Source organism: Exiguobacterium sp. s50, from assembly GCF_018618175.1.
GTDB classification, from domain to species: Bacteria; Bacillota; Bacilli; order Exiguobacteriales; family Exiguobacteriaceae; genus Exiguobacterium; species Exiguobacterium chiriqhucha.
Genome location: NZ_JACSLP010000008.1, coordinates 101,860 through 119,329 on the forward strand (window position 1 = coordinate 101,860; position 17,470 = coordinate 119,329).

General features: G+C 51.1%; 21 protein-coding genes. 15 read left to right on the forward strand and 6 right to left on the reverse strand.

The window, feature by feature from the left end; all coding sequences use genetic code 11:
- Nucleotides 1–26: 26 nt before the first annotated feature.
- The 6 genes from KNP68_RS12215 (at nt 27) to KNP68_RS12240 (ending at nt 5,225) form a co-directional block, all read left to right on the forward strand.
- Nucleotides 27–971 (forward strand): carbohydrate kinase family protein, encoded by a 945-nt coding sequence (locus KNP68_RS12215; RefSeq protein ID WP_214708666.1) that lies wholly within the window; start codon nt 27–29, stop codon nt 969–971.
- Nucleotides 968–2,398 (forward strand): sucrose-specific PTS transporter subunit IIBC, encoded by a 1,431-nt coding sequence (locus tag KNP68_RS12220; RefSeq protein ID WP_214797652.1) that lies wholly within the window; start codon nt 968–970, stop codon nt 2,396–2,398. Before KNP68_RS12215 ends, KNP68_RS12220 begins: the two co-directional genes overlap by 4 nt.
- A gap of 18 nt (nt 2,399–2,416) precedes the next feature.
- Nucleotides 2,417–3,835, forward strand: coding sequence for a sucrose-6-phosphate hydrolase (locus KNP68_RS12225; protein ID WP_214711046.1), 1,419 nt, complete (start codon nt 2,417–2,419; stop codon nt 3,833–3,835).
- A gap of 107 nt (nt 3,836–3,942) precedes the next feature.
- Entirely contained in the window at nt 3,943–4,230 is a 288-nt protein-coding gene (locus KNP68_RS12230; RefSeq protein WP_214711047.1) for a hypothetical protein, read from the forward strand.
- A gap of 81 nt (nt 4,231–4,311) precedes the next feature.
- Nucleotides 4,312–4,728 (forward strand): YhfM domain-containing protein, encoded by a 417-nt coding sequence (locus KNP68_RS12235; RefSeq protein ID WP_214799750.1) that lies wholly within the window; start codon nt 4,312–4,314, stop codon nt 4,726–4,728.
- Between the two features lie 77 nt (nt 4,729–4,805).
- Nucleotides 4,806–5,225 (forward strand): YhfM domain-containing protein, encoded by a 420-nt coding sequence (locus KNP68_RS12240; RefSeq protein ID WP_214799752.1) that lies wholly within the window; start codon nt 4,806–4,808, stop codon nt 5,223–5,225.
- Between the two features lie 22 nt (nt 5,226–5,247).
- Here the strand turns inward: KNP68_RS12240 and KNP68_RS12245 are convergent, their stop codons facing one another.
- Nucleotides 5,248–6,093: an alpha/beta fold hydrolase gene (locus KNP68_RS12245; protein ID WP_214755045.1), complete on the reverse strand. Its 846-nt coding sequence runs from the start codon at nt 6,091–6,093 to the stop codon at nt 5,248–5,250.
- A gap of 115 nt (nt 6,094–6,208) precedes the next feature.
- Here KNP68_RS12245 and KNP68_RS12250 point away from each other — a divergent pair, with 115 nt between their 5' ends.
- The 3 genes from KNP68_RS12250 (at nt 6,209) to KNP68_RS12260 (ending at nt 9,052) form a co-directional block, all read left to right on the forward strand.
- Nucleotides 6,209–7,204 (forward strand): helix-turn-helix transcriptional regulator, encoded by a 996-nt coding sequence (locus tag KNP68_RS12250; protein WP_034777546.1) that lies wholly within the window; start codon nt 6,209–6,211, stop codon nt 7,202–7,204.
- A gap of 219 nt (nt 7,205–7,423) precedes the next feature.
- Nucleotides 7,424–8,284 (forward strand): metal-dependent hydrolase, encoded by an 861-nt coding sequence (locus KNP68_RS12255; RefSeq protein ID WP_214711048.1) that lies wholly within the window; start codon nt 7,424–7,426, stop codon nt 8,282–8,284.
- Nucleotides 8,285–8,293: 9 nt separating this feature from the next.
- Complete coding sequence (locus tag KNP68_RS12260) at nt 8,294–9,052, forward strand: DUF817 domain-containing protein (protein ID WP_138859450.1); 759 nt, start codon at nt 8,294–8,296, stop codon at nt 9,050–9,052.
- Nucleotides 9,053–9,093: 41 nt separating this feature from the next.
- Here KNP68_RS12260 and KNP68_RS12265 read toward each other — a convergent pair whose 3' ends face one another.
- Complete coding sequence (locus tag KNP68_RS12265; protein ID WP_029595535.1) at nt 9,094–9,501, reverse strand: hypothetical protein; 408 nt, start codon at nt 9,499–9,501, stop codon at nt 9,094–9,096.
- A gap of 75 nt (nt 9,502–9,576) precedes the next feature.
- On the opposite strand from KNP68_RS12265, the gene KNP68_RS12270 reads away from it, so the two are divergent.
- The 4 genes from KNP68_RS12270 (at nt 9,577) to KNP68_RS12285 (ending at nt 12,514) form a co-directional block, all read left to right on the forward strand.
- Nucleotides 9,577–9,990: a hypothetical protein gene (locus tag KNP68_RS12270; protein WP_035385672.1), complete on the forward strand. Its 414-nt coding sequence runs from the start codon at nt 9,577–9,579 to the stop codon at nt 9,988–9,990.
- A gap of 307 nt (nt 9,991–10,297) precedes the next feature.
- Nucleotides 10,298–11,158, forward strand: coding sequence for an ABC transporter permease subunit (locus KNP68_RS12275; RefSeq protein WP_214799754.1), 861 nt, complete (start codon nt 10,298–10,300; stop codon nt 11,156–11,158).
- The gene (locus KNP68_RS12280) at nt 11,158–12,216 is read left to right on the forward strand and encodes an ABC transporter permease (RefSeq protein WP_131472536.1); all 1,059 of its coding nucleotides are present in this window, start codon (nt 11,158–11,160) and stop codon (nt 12,214–12,216) included. The genes KNP68_RS12275 and KNP68_RS12280 overlap by 1 nt, the downstream gene beginning before the upstream one ends.
- A gap of 55 nt (nt 12,217–12,271) precedes the next feature.
- Nucleotides 12,272–12,514 (forward strand): hypothetical protein, encoded by a 243-nt coding sequence (locus KNP68_RS12285; RefSeq protein WP_165569448.1) that lies wholly within the window; start codon nt 12,272–12,274, stop codon nt 12,512–12,514.
- Nucleotides 12,515–12,663: 149 nt separating this feature from the next.
- On the opposite strand, the gene arr is transcribed toward KNP68_RS12285, so the two are convergent.
- Nucleotides 12,664–13,080, reverse strand: a complete 417-nt coding sequence (arr, locus tag KNP68_RS12290; RefSeq protein ID WP_029595530.1) for an NAD(+)--rifampin ADP-ribosyltransferase — start codon at nt 13,078–13,080, stop codon at nt 12,664–12,666.
- A gap of 140 nt (nt 13,081–13,220) precedes the next feature.
- Nucleotides 13,221–13,667: a GNAT family N-acetyltransferase gene (locus KNP68_RS12295; protein ID WP_029595529.1), complete on the reverse strand. Its 447-nt coding sequence runs from the start codon at nt 13,665–13,667 to the stop codon at nt 13,221–13,223.
- Between the two features lie 93 nt (nt 13,668–13,760).
- Here KNP68_RS12295 and KNP68_RS12300 point away from each other — a divergent pair, with 93 nt between their 5' ends.
- The gene (locus tag KNP68_RS12300) at nt 13,761–14,279 is read left to right on the forward strand and encodes a Rossmann-fold NAD(P)-binding domain-containing protein (protein ID WP_131472540.1); all 519 of its coding nucleotides are present in this window, start codon (nt 13,761–13,763) and stop codon (nt 14,277–14,279) included.
- A gap of 323 nt (nt 14,280–14,602) precedes the next feature.
- On the opposite strand, the gene KNP68_RS12305 is transcribed toward KNP68_RS12300, so the two are convergent.
- A complete protein-coding gene (locus tag KNP68_RS12305; protein WP_029595527.1) occupies nt 14,603–15,439 on the reverse strand; it encodes a GGDEF domain-containing protein in 837 nt (278 codons plus the stop codon).
- A gap of 369 nt (nt 15,440–15,808) precedes the next feature.
- Here KNP68_RS12305 and KNP68_RS12310 point away from each other — a divergent pair, with 369 nt between their 5' ends.
- Nucleotides 15,809–16,051 (forward strand): hypothetical protein, encoded by a 243-nt coding sequence (locus KNP68_RS12310; RefSeq protein ID WP_125318014.1) that lies wholly within the window; start codon nt 15,809–15,811, stop codon nt 16,049–16,051.
- A gap of 61 nt (nt 16,052–16,112) precedes the next feature.
- Here KNP68_RS12310 and KNP68_RS12315 read toward each other — a convergent pair whose 3' ends face one another.
- On the reverse strand, nt 16,113–17,336 hold the full coding sequence (locus tag KNP68_RS12315) for an MFS transporter (protein ID WP_131472544.1): 1,224 nt from the start codon (nt 17,334–17,336) through the stop codon (nt 16,113–16,115).
- Between the last annotated feature and the right edge of the window lie 134 nt (nt 17,337–17,470).

A 17,470-nucleotide genomic window follows, 5' to 3' on the forward strand; every position in this document is an offset into this window, starting at 1 on the left:
CGACATTCAGACATGGAGGTGGACGGATGAACACCGTACATTGCATTGGTGAACTATTGATTGATTGGGTTTGCGATGACGCATCGAGCGACCTCGTCAACGGAACGACATTCGTAAAGAAAGCGGGGGGCGCACCGGCAAACGTCGCGGCGGTCGTCAGTAAACACGGAGGAAATTCAAGTTTCCTCGGTCAAGTCGGGGCAGACCCGTTCGGACGCTTTTTAAAACAGACGCTCGTCGACAACGGCGTCGGCGTCGAAAACTTGGTGGAGGAAGGTGACACGACGTTCGCATTCGTGTCGATTCAAGAAGACGGGGAACGAGATTTCACGTTCCGACGCGGCAGCGATGGCGACTATGCCTTCGAGTCAATCGACTTGTCGGCCTTCAAGCCTGGAGACATCGTCCATTTCGGATCGGCGACGGCACTCCTCGACGGTGAGTTAAAGAACGCTTATTTCAAACTGCTCCAGTTCGCCAAGCGTGACGGCCTGTTCGTCTCGTTCGATCCGAACTACCGTGACGCGCTTGTGACCGACCTCGAGGCGTTCAAACAAGATTCGCTCCACTTCATCGCCGAAGCAGACTTCGTCAAGTTGAGCGAGGAAGAAGCGCACTTGTTGACTGGGCTTGACGATTTAAATCAAGCGATCGCGTCGCTTCTCGAAACGGGTGCGAAACGGATCGCCATCACGCTCGGCTCGCGCGGGACACTGATTGCGACGAAAGACGTCAAAGACGTCATCGCTTCAGTGAAAATTGAAAGCGTCGATTCGACGGGAGCGGGTGACGCCTTTGTCGGCGCCTACTTGTATCGCTTAGCGACTCTAGGAATCGATGACGAGCGCTTACTGAAGGATATCGAATACGCGAACGTGACCGGCGCTTTGACGTGCACGGCATACGGCGCGATTCCGGCCATACCAACACAACAACGCGTGCTTGAAACGCTAGGAGGCAAACCAGCATGAACTACAGACAAGAAGCAGAAGCGATTTTAGAGGCTCTCGGCGGGAAAGACAACGTCGCCGCCGCGGCCCACTGTGCGACCCGGCTCCGCCTCGTCTTGAACGACGAATCGAAAGTCGACGAGAAGAAACTTGACGCCCTCGACGTCGTCAAAGGAACGTTCTCGACCGGTGGCCAGTATCAAATCATCATCGGTGCAGGTACGGTTAACAAGGTGTACGCTGAGTTCGCCCAATTGACAGGCCTCGGCGATATGTCGACAAGCGACGTCAAGTCGGCCGGCGCGAAGAAAGGCAACCCGCTCCAACAGTTCGTCAAAATGTTGTCTGATATCTTCGTCCCAATCATCCCGGCCATCGTCGCCGGCGGTCTCTTGATGGGGATCAACAACTTGCTCACGGCACCTGATTTGTTCTTCGAAGGAAGCTCACTCATCGATCAGTACCCAGGCATCGCCGATCTCGCCGCGATGATCAACACGTTCGCGAACGCCGCCTTCGTCTTCCTGCCCGTCTTGATCGGGTTCTCCGCCGCCAAGCGGTTTGGGGGTAATCCGTACCTCGGCGCCGCGCTCGGGATGATCATGGTTCACCCGGATCTCGTCAACGCCTATGCGCAAGCAACGGTCGGTGATATTCCGGTTTGGAACATTCTCGGCTTTGAAATCGAGAAACTCGGTTACCAAGGACAAGTGTTACCGGTCCTCGTATCCGCTTATATCTTGTCGAAACTTGAAATCAATATTCGCAAATTCATGCCAGCATCACTCGATATCTTGCTCACACCGCTCCTCTCGCTCCTCATTACGGCGTTCGTCACGTTCGCCTTCGTCGGACCGATCACACGCGAAGCGGGTAACTTGATCATCGACGGTCTCGTTTGGACGTACGACTCACTCGGCTTCTTCGGCGGTCTCGTCATGGGTCTCTTGTACGCACCGATCGTCATCACAGGGATGCACCACAGTTTCATCGCCATCGAGACACAGCTTCTTGCCGATATCGCACGTACGGGTGGATCATTCATCTTCCCAATCGCAGCCATGTCGAACGTCGCGCAAGGTGCGGCCACACTCGCTGTCTTCTTCTTGACACGTGACCAAAAGATGAAAGGTGTCGCTTCAGCATCTGGGATCTCGGCACTCCTCGGCATCACGGAACCGGCAATGTTCGGGGTCAACTTGAAACTTCGTTATCCGTTCATCGCGGCCATCATCGGTTCAGGCGTCGCCTCGGCGTTCATCGTCGGACGTGAAGTCCTCGCCGTTGCCCTCGGTGCGGCAGGTCTTCCAGGGATCATCTCAATCGCACCAGCGTCAATCGTCTCGTATATCATCGGTATGGCTATCGCCTTCGCGGTTGCCTTCGGATTGACGTTCGTGCTCGCGAAACGCCAAGCGAAAAAAGAAGCAGTCAAACAAGCAGCATAATGAAAAGGAAGTGATGTTATGAGTTGGACGAAGGCAGAGCGTTACCGCTCGTTACGTGACGTGAGTGCCCTCGAGATGGAGACGCTCCGCACGAAGACGGCAGCTTCCCCGTGGCGGTTCGGATATCATATCCAACCGCCGACGGGACTCCTGAACGACCCGAACGGATTCACGTATTACAACGGGGAATATCACATGTTCTATCAGTGGTTCCCGCTCGGACCGGTACACGGTCTCAAACACTGGTATCATGTCACATCACCCGACCTCGTCACGTGGACGGACCGCGGGGTGGCGTTAGTCCCGGAGACGACCGAAGATTCACACGGTGCCTATTCAGGCAGCGGGTTCGTGAAAGACGGGGAACTCCACGTCATGTACACGGGCAATCACCGGACGGATGACTGGACGCGTCACGCCTCGCAAGTGCTCGGCGTGTTGCGGGATGGCAAGATCGAACGTCGCAATGTCGCGATTCCGGACGTGCCGGCCGGGTACACGGAACATTTCCGTGACCCGAAAGTGTGGCTCGAGGACGGCGCCTATTACGCCGTCGTCGGCGCACAACGTACGGACGAGACGGGTTGCGTCGTCTTGTATCACTCGGTCGACTTGGATGACTGGACGTTCCTCGGTGAAATCAAGACGGGACTCGATTCGTTCGGCTACATGTGGGAATGTCCCGACGTGTTCGAACTGAACGGGCAGCACGTCCTCGTCTTCTCGCCGCAAGGGATTGAACCGGACGGGCATCGCTATCACAACATCTATCAGTCTGGGTTCTTGATCGGCAAGCTCGACGTTGAGACGTTAACATTCACCCACGGAGCGTTCGAGGAGCTCGACTTCGGGTTTGATTTTTACGCCCCACAGACGACAGAACAGGACGGACGACGCGTTCTCGTCGGTTGGATGGGACTCCCTGAAATCGAGTATCCGACGGACCGCTTCGGTTGGGCCCACGCCTTGACGTTACCGCGTGTGCTCACAATTGAGGAAGGGATGCTCAAGCAGCGTCCGGTGGCGGAGATGACAACGCTTCGCAAAGACACATTCCTCGACGCGTCCGGCACATCAATCAGCGTCGCGACACCGGACCGGTATGAGCTTGAGGTGAAAACGGATGGGTCAGACTTCACGCTCGACCTGCTTCAGGTCGAGAATGAGTCACTCGTCATCCGTTACGACGCGACGGCAGGCGAATTGACGATCGACCGGACGAATGCCGGAGAGCCGTTCGCGACCGAGTTTGGCACGACACGGACGAAAGCGATTCATGTGACGTCGCTTCACGTGTTCGTCGACTCGTCAAGTGTCGAATGCTTCGTCAATGACGGTGAGGCGGTCGCCACGCTCCGCGTCTTCCCGAGCGAGCTCGAGAAACAGTTGCGCTATGAAGGCGCGACTGCGAGCCTGACCGGTTGGACGTATCAATAAGGAAGAGCTGAGCTTCGGCTTGGCTTTTTTGTTTACCTACAGAATGAACTCTATATGCTATTCTAGAAATAGGGAATAAATTACATATAGCATAGGGGATGATTTACGTGTGGATGGTTTTAGGATTGCTCGCGATTGGGGCGACACTGTTCAATTTGTATACGTTCAGCATCGGGAAAGACTATAAGCTACCGATGGCGATTGCGTTGTCCTTGACCGCATTGACGGTGTGTGCAGATTACAGCTATTTATCAGTCTGGGTCGAAGCGGAGGATTGGAGTGCGTTGGCGGATGTCATACCAGGTATGGGACGAGCGTGGTGGGTCTTAACGAGCATCTCGATTCTATTGAACATATTGCCGATTTTCTTGGAGCGAATGCGAAAACAGGCCTGAATGATCCGATGTCAAAATTTGTGAAACCTTTCGTCCGGATTTTCGTAAAAGATAACGATCAACATGAATGGGGTGATGGACATGAAACTAGATCGGGCAATCTTCACAGGGGCTTCGGCGATGTTCAAAGCATTTATGAACTCAGAGGAGAATGAGTTGAATAGAGAAGAGATGATTCAAGCGAGAGTTGCTGAGTCGTCAGGAATTGGTTCGTTCAATGAGACAGATTTCATCATGTTCAATGGAATCGAAAAAGTGAGATCGTTCGCGGACATGCTGCGTAATGCAGATGATGCGCTCGAAGATTCCATTCACGGGGAACCGGACTTTGACTTGGAGCTTCATTGGAAGGGCGGGATGATGGCACAGTATCATCTTTGGCTCGGACAGAAACATCAACCGAGCTTTTTGATGGATGTGACGCATCCGCATCTCATCTATCTCGTGTCGAGAGATATGACGAATCAGTTGATTCAAGTGCTCGGGGTGGATGAGTGAACGAGTGACGTGGAATGTGAAACTTTACTTGCATGAATCGCGTATATCAACCATATACAGACAGAGGGAGTCTATTTATGAAACATCGACATACATCAGTCTTTGCTCTCGTCACGTTATCACTTACCTTGACCGGCTGTGCCTCGAACGATTTTCGGACGGATGGGATTGAAGAAGTCCGCGTCTCGGAATCGGACGGATTCAGCAGTTTTCAAGAGCGCGATATCGTCACGTTCGACGAACCGGAATCGATTCGAGTGTTCGAAGACATGCTGCGTGAGGCAGACGAAATTCCAGGTGTCGCCAATGTGGTTGGGCCGGAATACGATATCGAAATCCGCTTCGAGGACGGGGAGACGGACCGCTATTACCTTTGGCTCAACGATGATGCGAAGTCGGCAAGCAGTCTTTATGACGCGGACGACACAAATATCGGCTACCGCCTTCCGGCTGACGTGACGGAAAAATTGATCAATCTGCTCGAACCAGGCGACTAAAAAAGACGCCTAGAATGGCGTCTTATGAGTTGAAGCGGATAAAGCGTTCAATCTGTTGCTCGCTCTTCCGTGCTTGACGACCAATCCAAATCAAATGGCCGGGGCTGTTCAAGATGGTGAGCTGGGCGTGCGGGATGAGCCGTTTCGCGTGATGCGCGTGGCGGACCGGCACGGCCTTGTCATTTTTGGAGTGGACGATATACGTCGGGCACGTCACCCCGAGCAGCGCTTCATCGGTCACTTGTTGCCGCAGGTCAAACTGGGCACCAAGACCGAACGCCATTTGGCTAGCGACTCGTTTCAATAGGAAGATATCGTACGGGGTCACTTCGTCGCGGATGACATCGAGTGCGAGCAGGCTCGTCGATTGAATCATGCGGGCCGTCGCCTCGAACGGTTGTTTTTGAATGGCGCGGGCGACGAACTGTTTCATCGCAAATTGCAGCGCGATGAACGCAGGCTGAGCGACGTTACGGCTGATGTATTGCCGATAGGGGAAGTCGACGACGCTCGTCACAGCGGCAGCGAGCGTAAGGCTGAGCGCGTGGTCGTTCTGCGATGCGAGCTCGATTGCCGTCGGGCCACCGGCCGAAATGCCGTACACGTGATACCGATCGATTGCCATGATTTCCATCAAATGACGTAGGTTGGTGGCGAACGCTTGCGGTGAAGCTGAAAATGAGTACGGAGTCTCACCGTAGCCGGGACGGGATGGGACTATGACCCGAAAACCGGACACGACGAGCCGGTCCACATGGTACGGTTCGAGGCTCGATGATTGGGTCCCATGAATCAGAACGATGACCGGACCATGACCGCGGTCCATATATTCGATTTTCGTGCCGTTGACGTGCGCGTAATGTTTCACTGCGGAAGGGCCTCCTTAAACGATTTGTAATGGAAAATACCTTTATTTCATGGAAATAACATGCTACTGTCTGTTTATACATATTTTACATAGAGAAGTGAAAGGGGATTAAACCGTGAACAACCGAGAAAGGTTACTCGAGGTGAGACGGTTTTTCGAACGCCACACAGATGATAATCATCCAAAGACGTTAGAAGACTTGCTCGAATATTTATCTACGATCGGAGATACTTCTAAGTTAGCAAAAAAATCAGTGAAAGACGACATCCAAGCATTGACCGATTCGGGGTTCGAGGTGCAGGATGAGCTCGAGAAGAACGGCCTCGCCAAAAAATATTGGCATTCGGCCCGTTTGTTTGAAATCCATGAGCTCCGGATGATGGTCGACGCCATCGTCGCGGCGAAGTTCATCTCGGAGGACGTGACAGAGCGGATCGTCGAAAAGCTTCAAAAACTGACGAGTATTCCGGAAGCGGAAACGCTCCAGTCGATCATCAAGACACCGAAGAAGAAACACGGACAGATTCCTTACCATATCGATCGCATCCAGCGCGCGATCCAAGAACAAAAGGCAATCTCGTTCCAATATACGGACGTCGTCGGCTTTGACGCCACGAAGCGAACGTTCCCGCTTCGCCGTGACGGCGAGCGTTATGTCGTCAATCCGATTGACTTGCACTGGAACCATGAGCAATATTATTTGATTGGCATCGATGAGTCGATCGGGGAAATCCGAAACTATCGCGTCGACCGCATCGTCAACTCAGAGATTGTCGAGGATGATACGCCGCGCATGAAACATCATTTGCCGGATGACTACTTCCAAAAGTCGTTCAATATGTACAACGGGCTCGACGAGGAAATCGTCCTTGCCGTCGACGAGCGCGTCCTCCCGGTCATCTTCGACAAGCTCGGCGAAGACGTCTCGATTACTCAAGACGGAGAACGCTTCCTCATCCGCTTCGATGCGGCCGTATCCGACGGGTTCGTCTTCTGGCTCTTGTCGCTCGGCACGCAAGTCGAGGTGCTCGAACCGATCACGCTCCGCGACCATTTGCGCGAGACGATCGAGGCGATGGCCGAACGATATGCGAAGGCGAGCATTCACTGAAACGATTGAAATGAAGGTATGATATACTGCTTGCGACACTTGTAGAAGGGGGACAGGCGGATGTTAGATTGGATGCCATTAATCATTCCGATTGTCGCTGTCATTTTTGTCGCTGTCGTCGCAAGACGCGCCATGAAAATGGACCAAGAGAAATAAGCTAGGACGGACATCCTTCTCGTCATGAGGGGGATGTCTTTTCCGTCCAAAAGGAGGAGACCGGTGGACACCATCACACATACGCTGTTCGGTCTGACGCTCTACGGGGCGGCCGACAAGCGAGAGCTTCAGAAAAACGAAAAACGTGCTTTGTTCGTCACGACGCTCGTCGGGAGCCAAATCCCAGATAGTGACGTCATCTCGCGGTTATGGGACACGGAAGGGATGTATCAGATGTGGCACCGCGGCATCACTCATTCGATTTTCCTCGTCCCGTTGTTCGCGCTACTCATTTACATACTCGTGCGCCTCTTGTTCAAGGTGACCGATATCCGTTACTTCTGGTGGGCGCTCTTGTCCGTGTTCATCCATAACACGGCAGACTTGTTCAACGCCTGGGGGACGGGTTACTTCGAACCGTTATCGGATGTCCGGGTCACGTTCGGTGTCATCCCGATCGTTGATTTCGTCTATTGGGGCATTTTCCTCGTCGCCTGGCTGATCGCATGGCGAACTGACATCAGTCATACGGTGTATCGCTACGCCTGGGCAGCGATCGTCGTGCACGTCTTGATTCAAAGTGCGCAAGGGGCGTACTTGTATCAGTCGTATGCCGCCGATCACGATGAAGTGGCGCTGTCGGCCTCGTTCATCCCGACCCAGTTCACGGTCGTCACAAAGACCGATGAGTCGGTGTCGATTTACAGTGACTCGGTTTATCAAGAACCCGAGGTCCAATACGAGTTGACGAGTGCGGACGATGCCGATTTGAATCCGCTCTTCGCCGAAAATAAAGAAGCGATCACGCTCAAACAGTGGTCCCCGTTCGTTGTCGTCGTCGAGGATGATGAGCGGCTCGGCCTCTACGATCCGCGCTTCTTTGACGGTGAGTCGTCATTCCTTTACGAATACATCGAATTGTAGGTGATTACGATGCGGCGCATCCGTTATTTGTTCATCTTCGGTTACGAACAGGCACTCAGTTGCATCTTCCCGGTCGCCATCTTCGGGGCGCTCGCGTTGACGAAATGGTTCGACTTTCCGATTCCGCGTTACGACGTCCTCCTCATTTGGTGCCTATTCGTCCAAGTCGTGCTCGTCAAGACCGGGCTCGAGACGATGGAAGAAGTGAAGGTCATCAGTTGGTTCCACGTTATCGGGCTCGGCCTCGAGCTGTTCAAAGTCCAGATGGGGTCATGGAGCTATCCCGACGAGGCGTTGACGAAATGGTTCGGCGTCCCGCTCTATGCGGGGTTCATGTATGCGAGCGTCGGCAGCTACGTCGTCCAGTCGTGGCGCCGCCTTGATTTGGAGTTTCTCAAGATGCCTCCACCGCTCATCGCGTTCGGCCTGGGAATCGCCATCTATTTCAACTTCTTTTGGCATCACATTTGGCTCGATTTGCGCTGGGTGTTGATTGGTCTCGTCTTTCTCGTCTTCGGCCGTGCCATCGTCACGTACCGGCTCGACGACCGCCGTTTCACGATGCCCGTCGTCGTCGCCTTCTTTTTGATTGCCTGCTTCATCTGGTTCGCGGAAAATATCGTCACGTTCTACAACGGTTGGGCATATCCGAACCAGTTGAGCGGTTGGGCGCTCGTTGACCTCGGCAAGCTGTCGTCGTGGTTCCTGCTCGTCATCATCAGCATCTTGCTCGTGGCGTGGCAGAAACGAAGACAGGAGCTCTCATGAAAAAACGTGTGCACCCGCTTCGGGTTGCACACGTTTTTTGGTTACGTCGTTCGTTGTTTGGAGCGGGCGACCATATGGACGATGAACACATAGAGCGGGAACGTGAATGTGAGCGCGATGATCAATAGCCCGACGACCCGACTTGGCCATGCCGCTTCATTTGGAGCGGGGACGATTCGCGTCCAGACGTATGTGAACAGCGTCAAATAAGGGAGCCATAAGACATACAGGGATAGGTTCCATGGTGAAGGGGCGAGTTGCCTGATTCGTTTAACGATGAGCCGCGTGAACACGAAGAGTGAAATAAGGCCGATTATAGTGATGGCTGGAAAATATGCATCACCCATTAACAAATGAATCCGTCCGCTGTTGGCGAGTAGTTGAATGTTTAAAAGTAGGCAGAGTGCGAGCAGGATGGAGAGGTTTTGTACTTTGAGAAAGTGTGTCATGAAGGTCTCCTTGAAAATGAAATGGTGATGAAACTTTGTCTGGCAGCACCCGTATAAAAAGATGAGGTGATAAGTTTGATTGATATAATTGGGTTTTGGTGTATTGCGCTCGCACTTATGGGTGCGACGATCATGTATTTCGTCCAATGGTGGAGAGGACGAAAGTTAGGAAAGTTGTTTGCGTCTATTGGATCGCTCGTGCTAGTCATTCTAGTGTTGCTCGTGACGGTTCCAGACACATATGATCGGATTCATAGTCGCTACAAGACAGAGACGGGAATGTGCTATGTAATCGATAACGGTGCTAAAGCCCGTGATATCGATGTATATTTGAATGGCGTACCGCACGAAACGCGCAATCGTCCCGATATCCCGTTCGGTCCTGGTATTGAATATGAATGCACAATCACGCTCACGCAGGAGTTGAAGACGCTCGTCGACTATGAGTTACGGTCTGAAGATGGTGACGTTCTATTTTCAACATACTAAGGTGTTCCTTTCATGAAGGACTACTTTTTTATTTGCTTATTGATTGGGATGTTCAATGTAGCTAGCACATTTAAAGTTGTCTCAGAGTATGTGCGTAATTTAAAGATAGCATAATTCACCTCCTTATTTTTTGAATATTGTTATTATTTACAATATTACTGTGATAGAATCAAAAAACACACATATGGTTTTATTTTACTTTTGTATCGAGAAAATGTTTTATTTTGGAGAGAGTTCTTTTTGACTGTGTTTTAGGCGGCTAATCATTGAGAGAATAGAAACTCATGTCACAAAAGGAGAGAATCGGATGAATTGGATTGCTCAAAAATCGGCTCAGTTTTTCATCACGCTATTTGTATTGATTGCAATCAGTGCCTTGCCGTCACTCGTCGTGGAACTCGAGTTCGTGCCATCAAATTACTGGAACGGGATTCAACAACAATTCAGTCAGTTGGCGAAACTCGACGAGATTACATACTACAACGTCACCGCACAACGCGAGTTACCGTTATTGCCAGACCTCGCCCCGCTCATGAAAGAGACGGTCATCATCTTTATGACGTCACTCATCGTCTCGGTCGGGTTCGCCCTTCTGTACGCCTATTTCTTTTATCGGAGCGGGAAGCGCGTGCGCACGGTGCTCCAGCAAACGAGCCAGACGCTCGAGATGATCCCGGATTTGTTTTGGCTCATCTTCTCGCAATTTCTTGCCATCACGATTTATAAGAAGACAGGGTTCGATCGAATTGAAGTCGCAGGTGGGTTCGCCGAATACATACGCTTTTTGCCGATTGTGACGTTGACGCTCACGATTCTGTTCTTCTTCCTCAAGTGGTTGACGAAACATATCCTCGAGGAGGAGGTGTCGTTGTTTCTCGAACTGGCCCGGGCCAAAGGCGTCAGACCGGCCGCCCTGTTCTGGAGACATTTGCTCCCGAATTTGGTGTATCGCTTCTACCTCTTTTTCCGTTCGAACTTGATCACGGTGCTATCGAGTCTGTTGATTATCGAGTATTTGTTTAACGTCCAAGGTATTTTCCGGTTCGCCGTCTATAACCCGGTCATGCCGATTCTGCTCGTCATCTTGTTGGTCGTTTATATCCCGATCTTCCTATTGGATTTAGTAGCGGAATGGCTCATTCCGAATGCCTGGAAAGGAGGGATCTGATGCGTCGTGCACTCCTGCGCGATCCGATATTTATGATTGGATTCGTGATATTTGTCAGCTTGTTGTTACTCAGTATCGGCAATACCGTATTCCGTGATGGCCAAGTCGATCAATTCTTGAACCGTTACTCCGACGAAGGTCGGTTGATTGGCATCCCGCCACTCGAACCTTCGAAAGATCAGTGGTTCGGTACCGACCGGGCCGGGAACGATTTGTTCCAAATGATGATTGAAGGCTTCAAGTGGACGGTTGGTATTTGTGCGATTGTTGCGCTCGGACGAATGGCGTTCGGCCTATTGATTGGGATTCCACTCGCGTTTCGCGGGGCGCGCGTGAACCGAATCTTTAAAATGCTGTTAGATGGGTTTTTGATTCTACCGATTTCCCTTCTTGCCATGATGATGCTGTTTTCGTCCCTGTTGTTCGCAGACTCGACGATGGTGCCACCGCTAGTTGATCGCGTGACGCTTCAATTGACGGTCTTCGTGTTGCTCGGTCTACCTGCCGTCACGCTGTACTTGATTACAGAAATCCGGCAGTTGCTCCAACAAGAGTTTATGATTGTCGCCGAGACGTTAGGCGGCAGCGTCTGGCATCGAGTGAGGCGACACCTGTGGCCGCACCTCGTCCCGACGATGGTGATCGTCTTCATGCAACAGTTTGTGCAAACATTGATGTTACTCATTCATCTGTCCTTGTTCGGCGTCTTTTTCGGAGGGACCATTTACTTATTCGAAGGTGTGATGCCGACACTGTTTGAATGGTCGTCGATGTTCGGCTATTATTTCAAGCAGTTCACGGCGACGACCTGGATGACGAGTCACATGTTCCTCGTCCCTGCGATTGGATTGTCGATGCTCGTCTTCCTCAGTAACTTGCTGACGAGTCGCCTCGAGCGGGCGTTTCGGTTACGGCGACAAGAAGCGGTCATCACGGAAGAGACGATGTCTCAAGCCGAGGCAGCGGCCGCGTCGCTCGCCGAGCCGTTCACACTTGTGCATGCGGATGGCTCATTTCAAAAGATGAATCAAAAGAAAGCGGACGGCATCACACACTGATGTCATCCGCTTTCTTTTAGTACTTGATTATCGTAAAACTAAGGAGGTAAAGATGGTGAACACGAAGTCGTTTATGCTCGTTTTTGTCTCGGTGTACTTGTTAATGAGTCTTCCTTCAATGTTAGGAATCGGTTATGTGATTGATTGGATTCCGGAAGCCGCTTTATTGCAAAAGCTGAAGGGATATGTGATTGATGGTTTTACTCACAACTCTCTTTTTAAAATTGTGTTCTCAGCCATCGCGAGTGGGATTTTTACTTTCTTTTCATCAAGACGGATAGCCAGTCATAGTGATTGAATTCGCTCAGTATTATGAGAAACCTATGATAAATTAATCTTCAGATTGTGATTTGACTCGATTAATCCATGCATTAAGCTTGTTATAATCGATTTCTCCAGAATATCAGCGCTTCCTGTACGATTTATTCAAGGTGTATCTACTTCGTGTCAGTCTTCAATCATATCTTCTCCAGCGTGTCGCAGTTTCTCAAGTGAGTCGCGCATATGCGCGATCACATCGTCAAGGTGGCGTTCCCAAGCCCCGAGTTCGGCTACGACTTTGAGCGGGGCGTTCGACCGGTACGACCGGGTCGGATTTCCGGGGAAGCGCTTGTCCGTCAAGTTCGGATCGTTCTCGAAGTCGCCCGTCGGTTCGACGACGTAGATTCGTTCACGCGCATTTCCGCTCGCCAGTTCGGCTCCCCACTTGGCGGCGTCGAGAGTGGCCGTGAAATAGATGTAGTTCGACTGCTTGTCTTGATAGTTCGAGCGTCGCTTCGGTTCAAGCAAGTCTCCAAGTTTCAGTTCGGCTTTCGTTCCGTGGAAAAACGGGCCGGGGTCGAGCGGTTTCATGTCATCGGTCATGCTTTATCTCTCCTTCAGTCAGGCTGTCTTCACAGTATAGTGGATGGATTTAGGAGAACACAGTCTGTTTTTGGTTCGAGAATCGCGATATAATAAAGACAGGAAGAGCGTTCGGCTCTTCCTTTTTTGTTACATAGAATTCAAAGCTGTTTTCGGAACGAATAGCTCGTGATGGCGTAGTCCATCTTGTCTTTATAAAAGCGATGCGCCTCGGTCCTTGCCAGTCCGGACTCGAGGGCGACATATTTGGCACCACTGTCGCGTGCGTATTCATGAATGAAGTGAAGCAACATCTCGCCATATCCCTTCGAGCGATGGTTCACGCACGTCACGAGGTCGTAAATGAAGACGTGTTTCTCGAGATATAGATTGACGCGGAGCTCAATCCCCGCAAGCGAGACGATGACATCGTCGGCGTATAACGCATATAGTTCATACCCTTGTGGTCGCATGGCGGCGACGAGATCGCGATAGGCGTCGAGCGTCAAGTCGGTGCGCAGTTGATTCATGACTGGGAACGATTCATCGAGTTCGTGTGGCGACTCGATTGGTTTGATGGAATAGATGGTCGATGGAATGGGAATCATGCCTCCTTGAGGGGGGTGTTATATGTAGATTTCGCTTTCGTAAGTCAGGATTCCTTTCCTTACTTATAAACGGACAGAAGGGACAGATATATCGTGAAACATGCGTTAGTGATCGGCGGCAGCGGGATGCTGGCGGGGACGGTCCTTTGGTTGGAAGAGGTTGGCTATCACGTGTCCATCATCGGACGGGATGCCGAGAAAATGAGCCGATTGACCGAACAAACACCCGACCGACTGTCTGCCGTATTGGTCGACTATCGGGACGACTTGCGTCTCAAGGAAGCGCTGCGAAGTTCGATTGCGGATCACGGAGATTTCGACTTGGTCGTTGCCTGGGTTCATTCGGACGCAGCTGACGCCTTAACGTGTGTGTTGTCAGCACTACGAGGGGGAACGGACGTGTTCCATGTTCTCGGTAGTCGCGCCAACTCGAGCGGTGTGAGAAACGGGCTGACGATCACTGAAGACGTCCGTTATCACCAAGTGCAACTCGGTTTTCAAGTCGTGAAGGGGGAGAGCCGCTGGTTGACGCATAAAGAGATTGCCGGAGGCGTGATCGAGGCGATTCAAGGGAAGGAACCTCTCCATTTAGTCGGAAATGTAACGAGATGAAACGATTAACAATAATAAACTGAAGTGATAAAAGGTCGAACGATACATATGAAAATGCTCTTCGGGCAACCTAGATAGAGTATCATCTAGAGCGATTTAGATAAGAAATTGAATTGGGTTAACTCTGTGAAGGACTTGATGCTGTATCCAAATGGAAATTCTGAGTTTGCGTATAATGGGCTTGGATAGACGTTACAGACAGCAGTCGTGATGGAGAATCGAAACGGCTAAATGTGGGGTAAAATCGATATGATGACACAAAAACCTTGAATGCGCACTTTTATTAAGTGTCGATCATTCAAGGTTTTATTATCAGGTATTTCTCAACTAGTCGACGATGCCTTCGCAACGATTTTATCAACGACCGTGTTACAATTTTCTTGATTCACCTCATAAAACGTATCCTCATACGTCAATGACACGTGTTTACCGCTTTGAAGCTCATACTGTTCTAGTAGCGGACGAATCCGGTCATGGACGACTTGTGCGGCTTTTTGTGACGTGTAGGGGAAGATGATGGCGAACGTATCGACTGCGATCCGATACTTGTGATCGGTTCGTCTTGTTGCCATATGGAGCTCGTCACTGAAATAATTCAAGAACCATTCATATTCAGTTCGTCCGTAATGTTCCTTGAAACGAGCGAAGTCATTCAAGTGAATGAACGAGACTGAGAATGAGCCACCGTGGCGAATGAGACGGTCTCGTTCCGCACTCAAGTCCATCCGAAATCGCTCGGTATTATCAAGCCACGTCTCTGGATCGACCGCAATCAATTGTCGCGCTTGTTCCTCTAACTCGTGCCGGGACAGTTGAACGGTGTTCACGAGTTGATGAACGAGACCAGACAGAATGGACATGACGAGAAGCAGAATCGTAAAACTGATGCCTCTGGCGTTAAAAAACTGAACGTTTCCTGTTTCGTAAATGGACGCGAGCCATCGGAAATAGATGAATAAAAAGAGGAGGAGCGTGACAGACAGAGTCAGCCCAGCTCGCATCCCGAAGATGAGAGAAGAGAGTATGATGGTGGGTAAAATCAAGTAGCCGAGAAGACCGGTGTTACTTTCAGACAAAAGGACGATATAAGCCATCGTACCGACAATCATACAAGCGATGAGACCGAACAAATAAATCGATTCATTAGTCCATTGCTTCATGTTCACCCCTCCATCTGTCTTGAATCGGCTCACGATGAGCCACCTCTTCAATTACCCGCTATATATGCGGAATAACCAATCAAAGATGTCCGTCACCTTCATTATAAAACATTAGACTGGAACGACGAGATCGTTTTTCGAATCGGAGCGAGTGCGTTCTTCGGGATTAAGTAAACGACACCACCGACACAGATGCCGGTGGTGTCGTCAGTTATGTGGCAAGGGTGGTCTGGCCATCGTGAATCAACGTGTCGATCGATTCGCTTCATCGCGCCCGTCACTTCAAAGTCGAACACATGGATCGGAAGATGATTGTCTCTGGCGAGGAGGAGTGACGAGTGATCCATCGCCTATGCGATGCCGTTATATGTGATCGGACGCGACGCCGATTATGAAGTCGCACAAGGCATGTTAAACGGTTTGCCTGAATCTGAGTTAAGGTTATTAGAAGCAACGTGGCATCAACTCATTCGTGAACAAACGATGCTCGCAACGACTAGCAAGCTGGTGATTGCGGAACAGGCATCGCATGCCATTCAATTAGATCGTCCGGATGTCATTGTTGCTGTGGTAGAAGAACACATTGATCAGATGACTCAAGCGATACAATAAGCCGATTGAGAGGATGGTCTCAATCGGCTCTTTCTGTTGTTTCGCCAACACTATAACCGCATTAGGATGCTTCCTCCTCGTGTAGAGCTGACGTATACAAAGCTTGTCTTGATCGCTCTAGTACAACCCGTACTGTGACCAAGCCGACGAGCAAGAAAGCGAGTGAAAAGGCGACATACGTCGAGCGAATCCCGACATATTCAGCGAGGAGACCGATGCCGAACGTCAACCCGATAATCAAGACGGACTCCGCTACGTTGATCACCCCGGAGAAGCGGCCCATCAGGTCGGTCGGGACATTGTTTTGATAGAACGACAAGAAGCCGGTGTTCGCGAACGACAAGGCGAACGTGAGCAGGAAGAATCCGACCGCTGCGACCACGAATGACTCGGAGAAGGCGAAGACGAGATAGCCGACAGGTGTTAGGATGGCACCGAAACTGATTAGGAACGGTAACGTCAGCCGGGCACTGAACGTCGCGTTGATGATGGAACCAGCGATAATCCCGGCTCCGGCAACACTGACGAGAAAACCGTAGCGACTCTCAGAAAAGTTGAGCACTTGCGTCGCGAACGACGCCTCGAGCGAGTCGAGCCTCGACATGAAAATCGTCATGACGCAGAATAGGCCATAGACGAGTGTCACGTAACGCATGGTCGATGCGAATCGGACGACCGTTTTCCAATCATCGAGAATCATGCGCAGGTTGAACACTTCGACTTCGTCGCGGGCCGTGAACAACTTCGGTAGTAGGGAGAGGATTCCGACAGACACGAGCAACGCCAGCGCGTTCAATTGTATCGCGAGCGCGGGTGTACCGATCATGAACAACAATCCCGCGATGGCCGGGCCTAAGATGAATCCGGCCGATTGGACGAAATTTTTCATGGCGTTGAACCGTTGACGGTCACCGCTTGGGACGAGCTTGGTCATGTAGACGAGGGAGGCCGATTCGAAGACGGAACTCGCGATGTTCAATAGAAACACGAGCAAGTAGATGAGCGCGAGTGAGTCGATGAAAGCGAGACTGAAGACGACGACGGCGCGGAGCGCATCAAGCCACATCATCAAGCGGCGTGTATCGGTACGGTCGATGACCGAGCCTGACCAAACGTTCGCGCATAGTGCCGCGAGCGGGACCAGAATGTAGTGGACCGAGACGGCGAACGGCGATTGCGTCATCTCGAGAACAATCAAGTTGAGGGCGATGAAATACACCCAGGCGCCGAGGTTCGAGATGCAGACGCCAGTTAGTAAGAGTAAAGTGTGTTTCCAAGTATTCATCGCAATCGTCCCCGTTCAAAGTAGATTTTGAACAGTATGTCACAAAAAGGCTCATCACCATAAGGTGTGGTTGACGCATAAAATCCATCAGATTTTGAATTGAACATAGAAAAAAAGCGAAAACCCCGGTATCG

Coding starts and splice junctions, on each gene's coding strand:
- KNP68_RS12215 (WP_214708666.1), top strand. CDS start 27: ATGAACACCGTACATTGCATTGGTGAACTATTGATTGATTGGGTTTGC.
- KNP68_RS12220 (WP_214797652.1), top strand. CDS start 968: ATGAACTACAGACAAGAAGCAGAAGCGATTTTAGAGGCTCTCGGCGGG.
- KNP68_RS12225 (WP_214711046.1), top strand. CDS start 2,417: ATGAGTTGGACGAAGGCAGAGCGTTACCGCTCGTTACGTGACGTGAGT.
- KNP68_RS12235 (WP_214799750.1), top strand. CDS start 4,312: ATGAAACTAGATCGGGCAATCTTCACAGGGGCTTCGGCGATGTTCAAA.
- KNP68_RS12240 (WP_214799752.1), top strand. CDS start 4,806: ATGAAACATCGACATACATCAGTCTTTGCTCTCGTCACGTTATCACTT.
- KNP68_RS12260 (WP_138859450.1), top strand. CDS start 8,294: ATGCGGCGCATCCGTTATTTGTTCATCTTCGGTTACGAACAGGCACTC.
- KNP68_RS12265 (WP_029595535.1), bottom strand. CDS start 9,501: ATGACACACTTTCTCAAAGTACAAAACCTCTCCATCCTGCTCGCACTC.
- KNP68_RS12275 (WP_214799754.1), top strand. CDS start 10,298: ATGAATTGGATTGCTCAAAAATCGGCTCAGTTTTTCATCACGCTATTT.
- KNP68_RS12280 (WP_131472536.1), top strand. CDS start 11,158: ATGCGTCGTGCACTCCTGCGCGATCCGATATTTATGATTGGATTCGTG.
- arr (WP_029595530.1), bottom strand. CDS start 13,080: ATGACCGATGACATGAAACCGCTCGACCCCGGCCCGTTTTTCCACGGA.
- KNP68_RS12295 (WP_029595529.1), bottom strand. CDS start 13,667: ATGATTCCCATTCCATCGACCATCTATTCCATCAAACCAATCGAGTCG.
- KNP68_RS12305 (WP_029595527.1), bottom strand. CDS start 15,439: ATGAAGCAATGGACTAATGAATCGATTTATTTGTTCGGTCTCATCGCT.
- KNP68_RS12315 (WP_131472544.1), bottom strand. CDS start 17,336: ATGAATACTTGGAAACACACTTTACTCTTACTAACTGGCGTCTGCATC.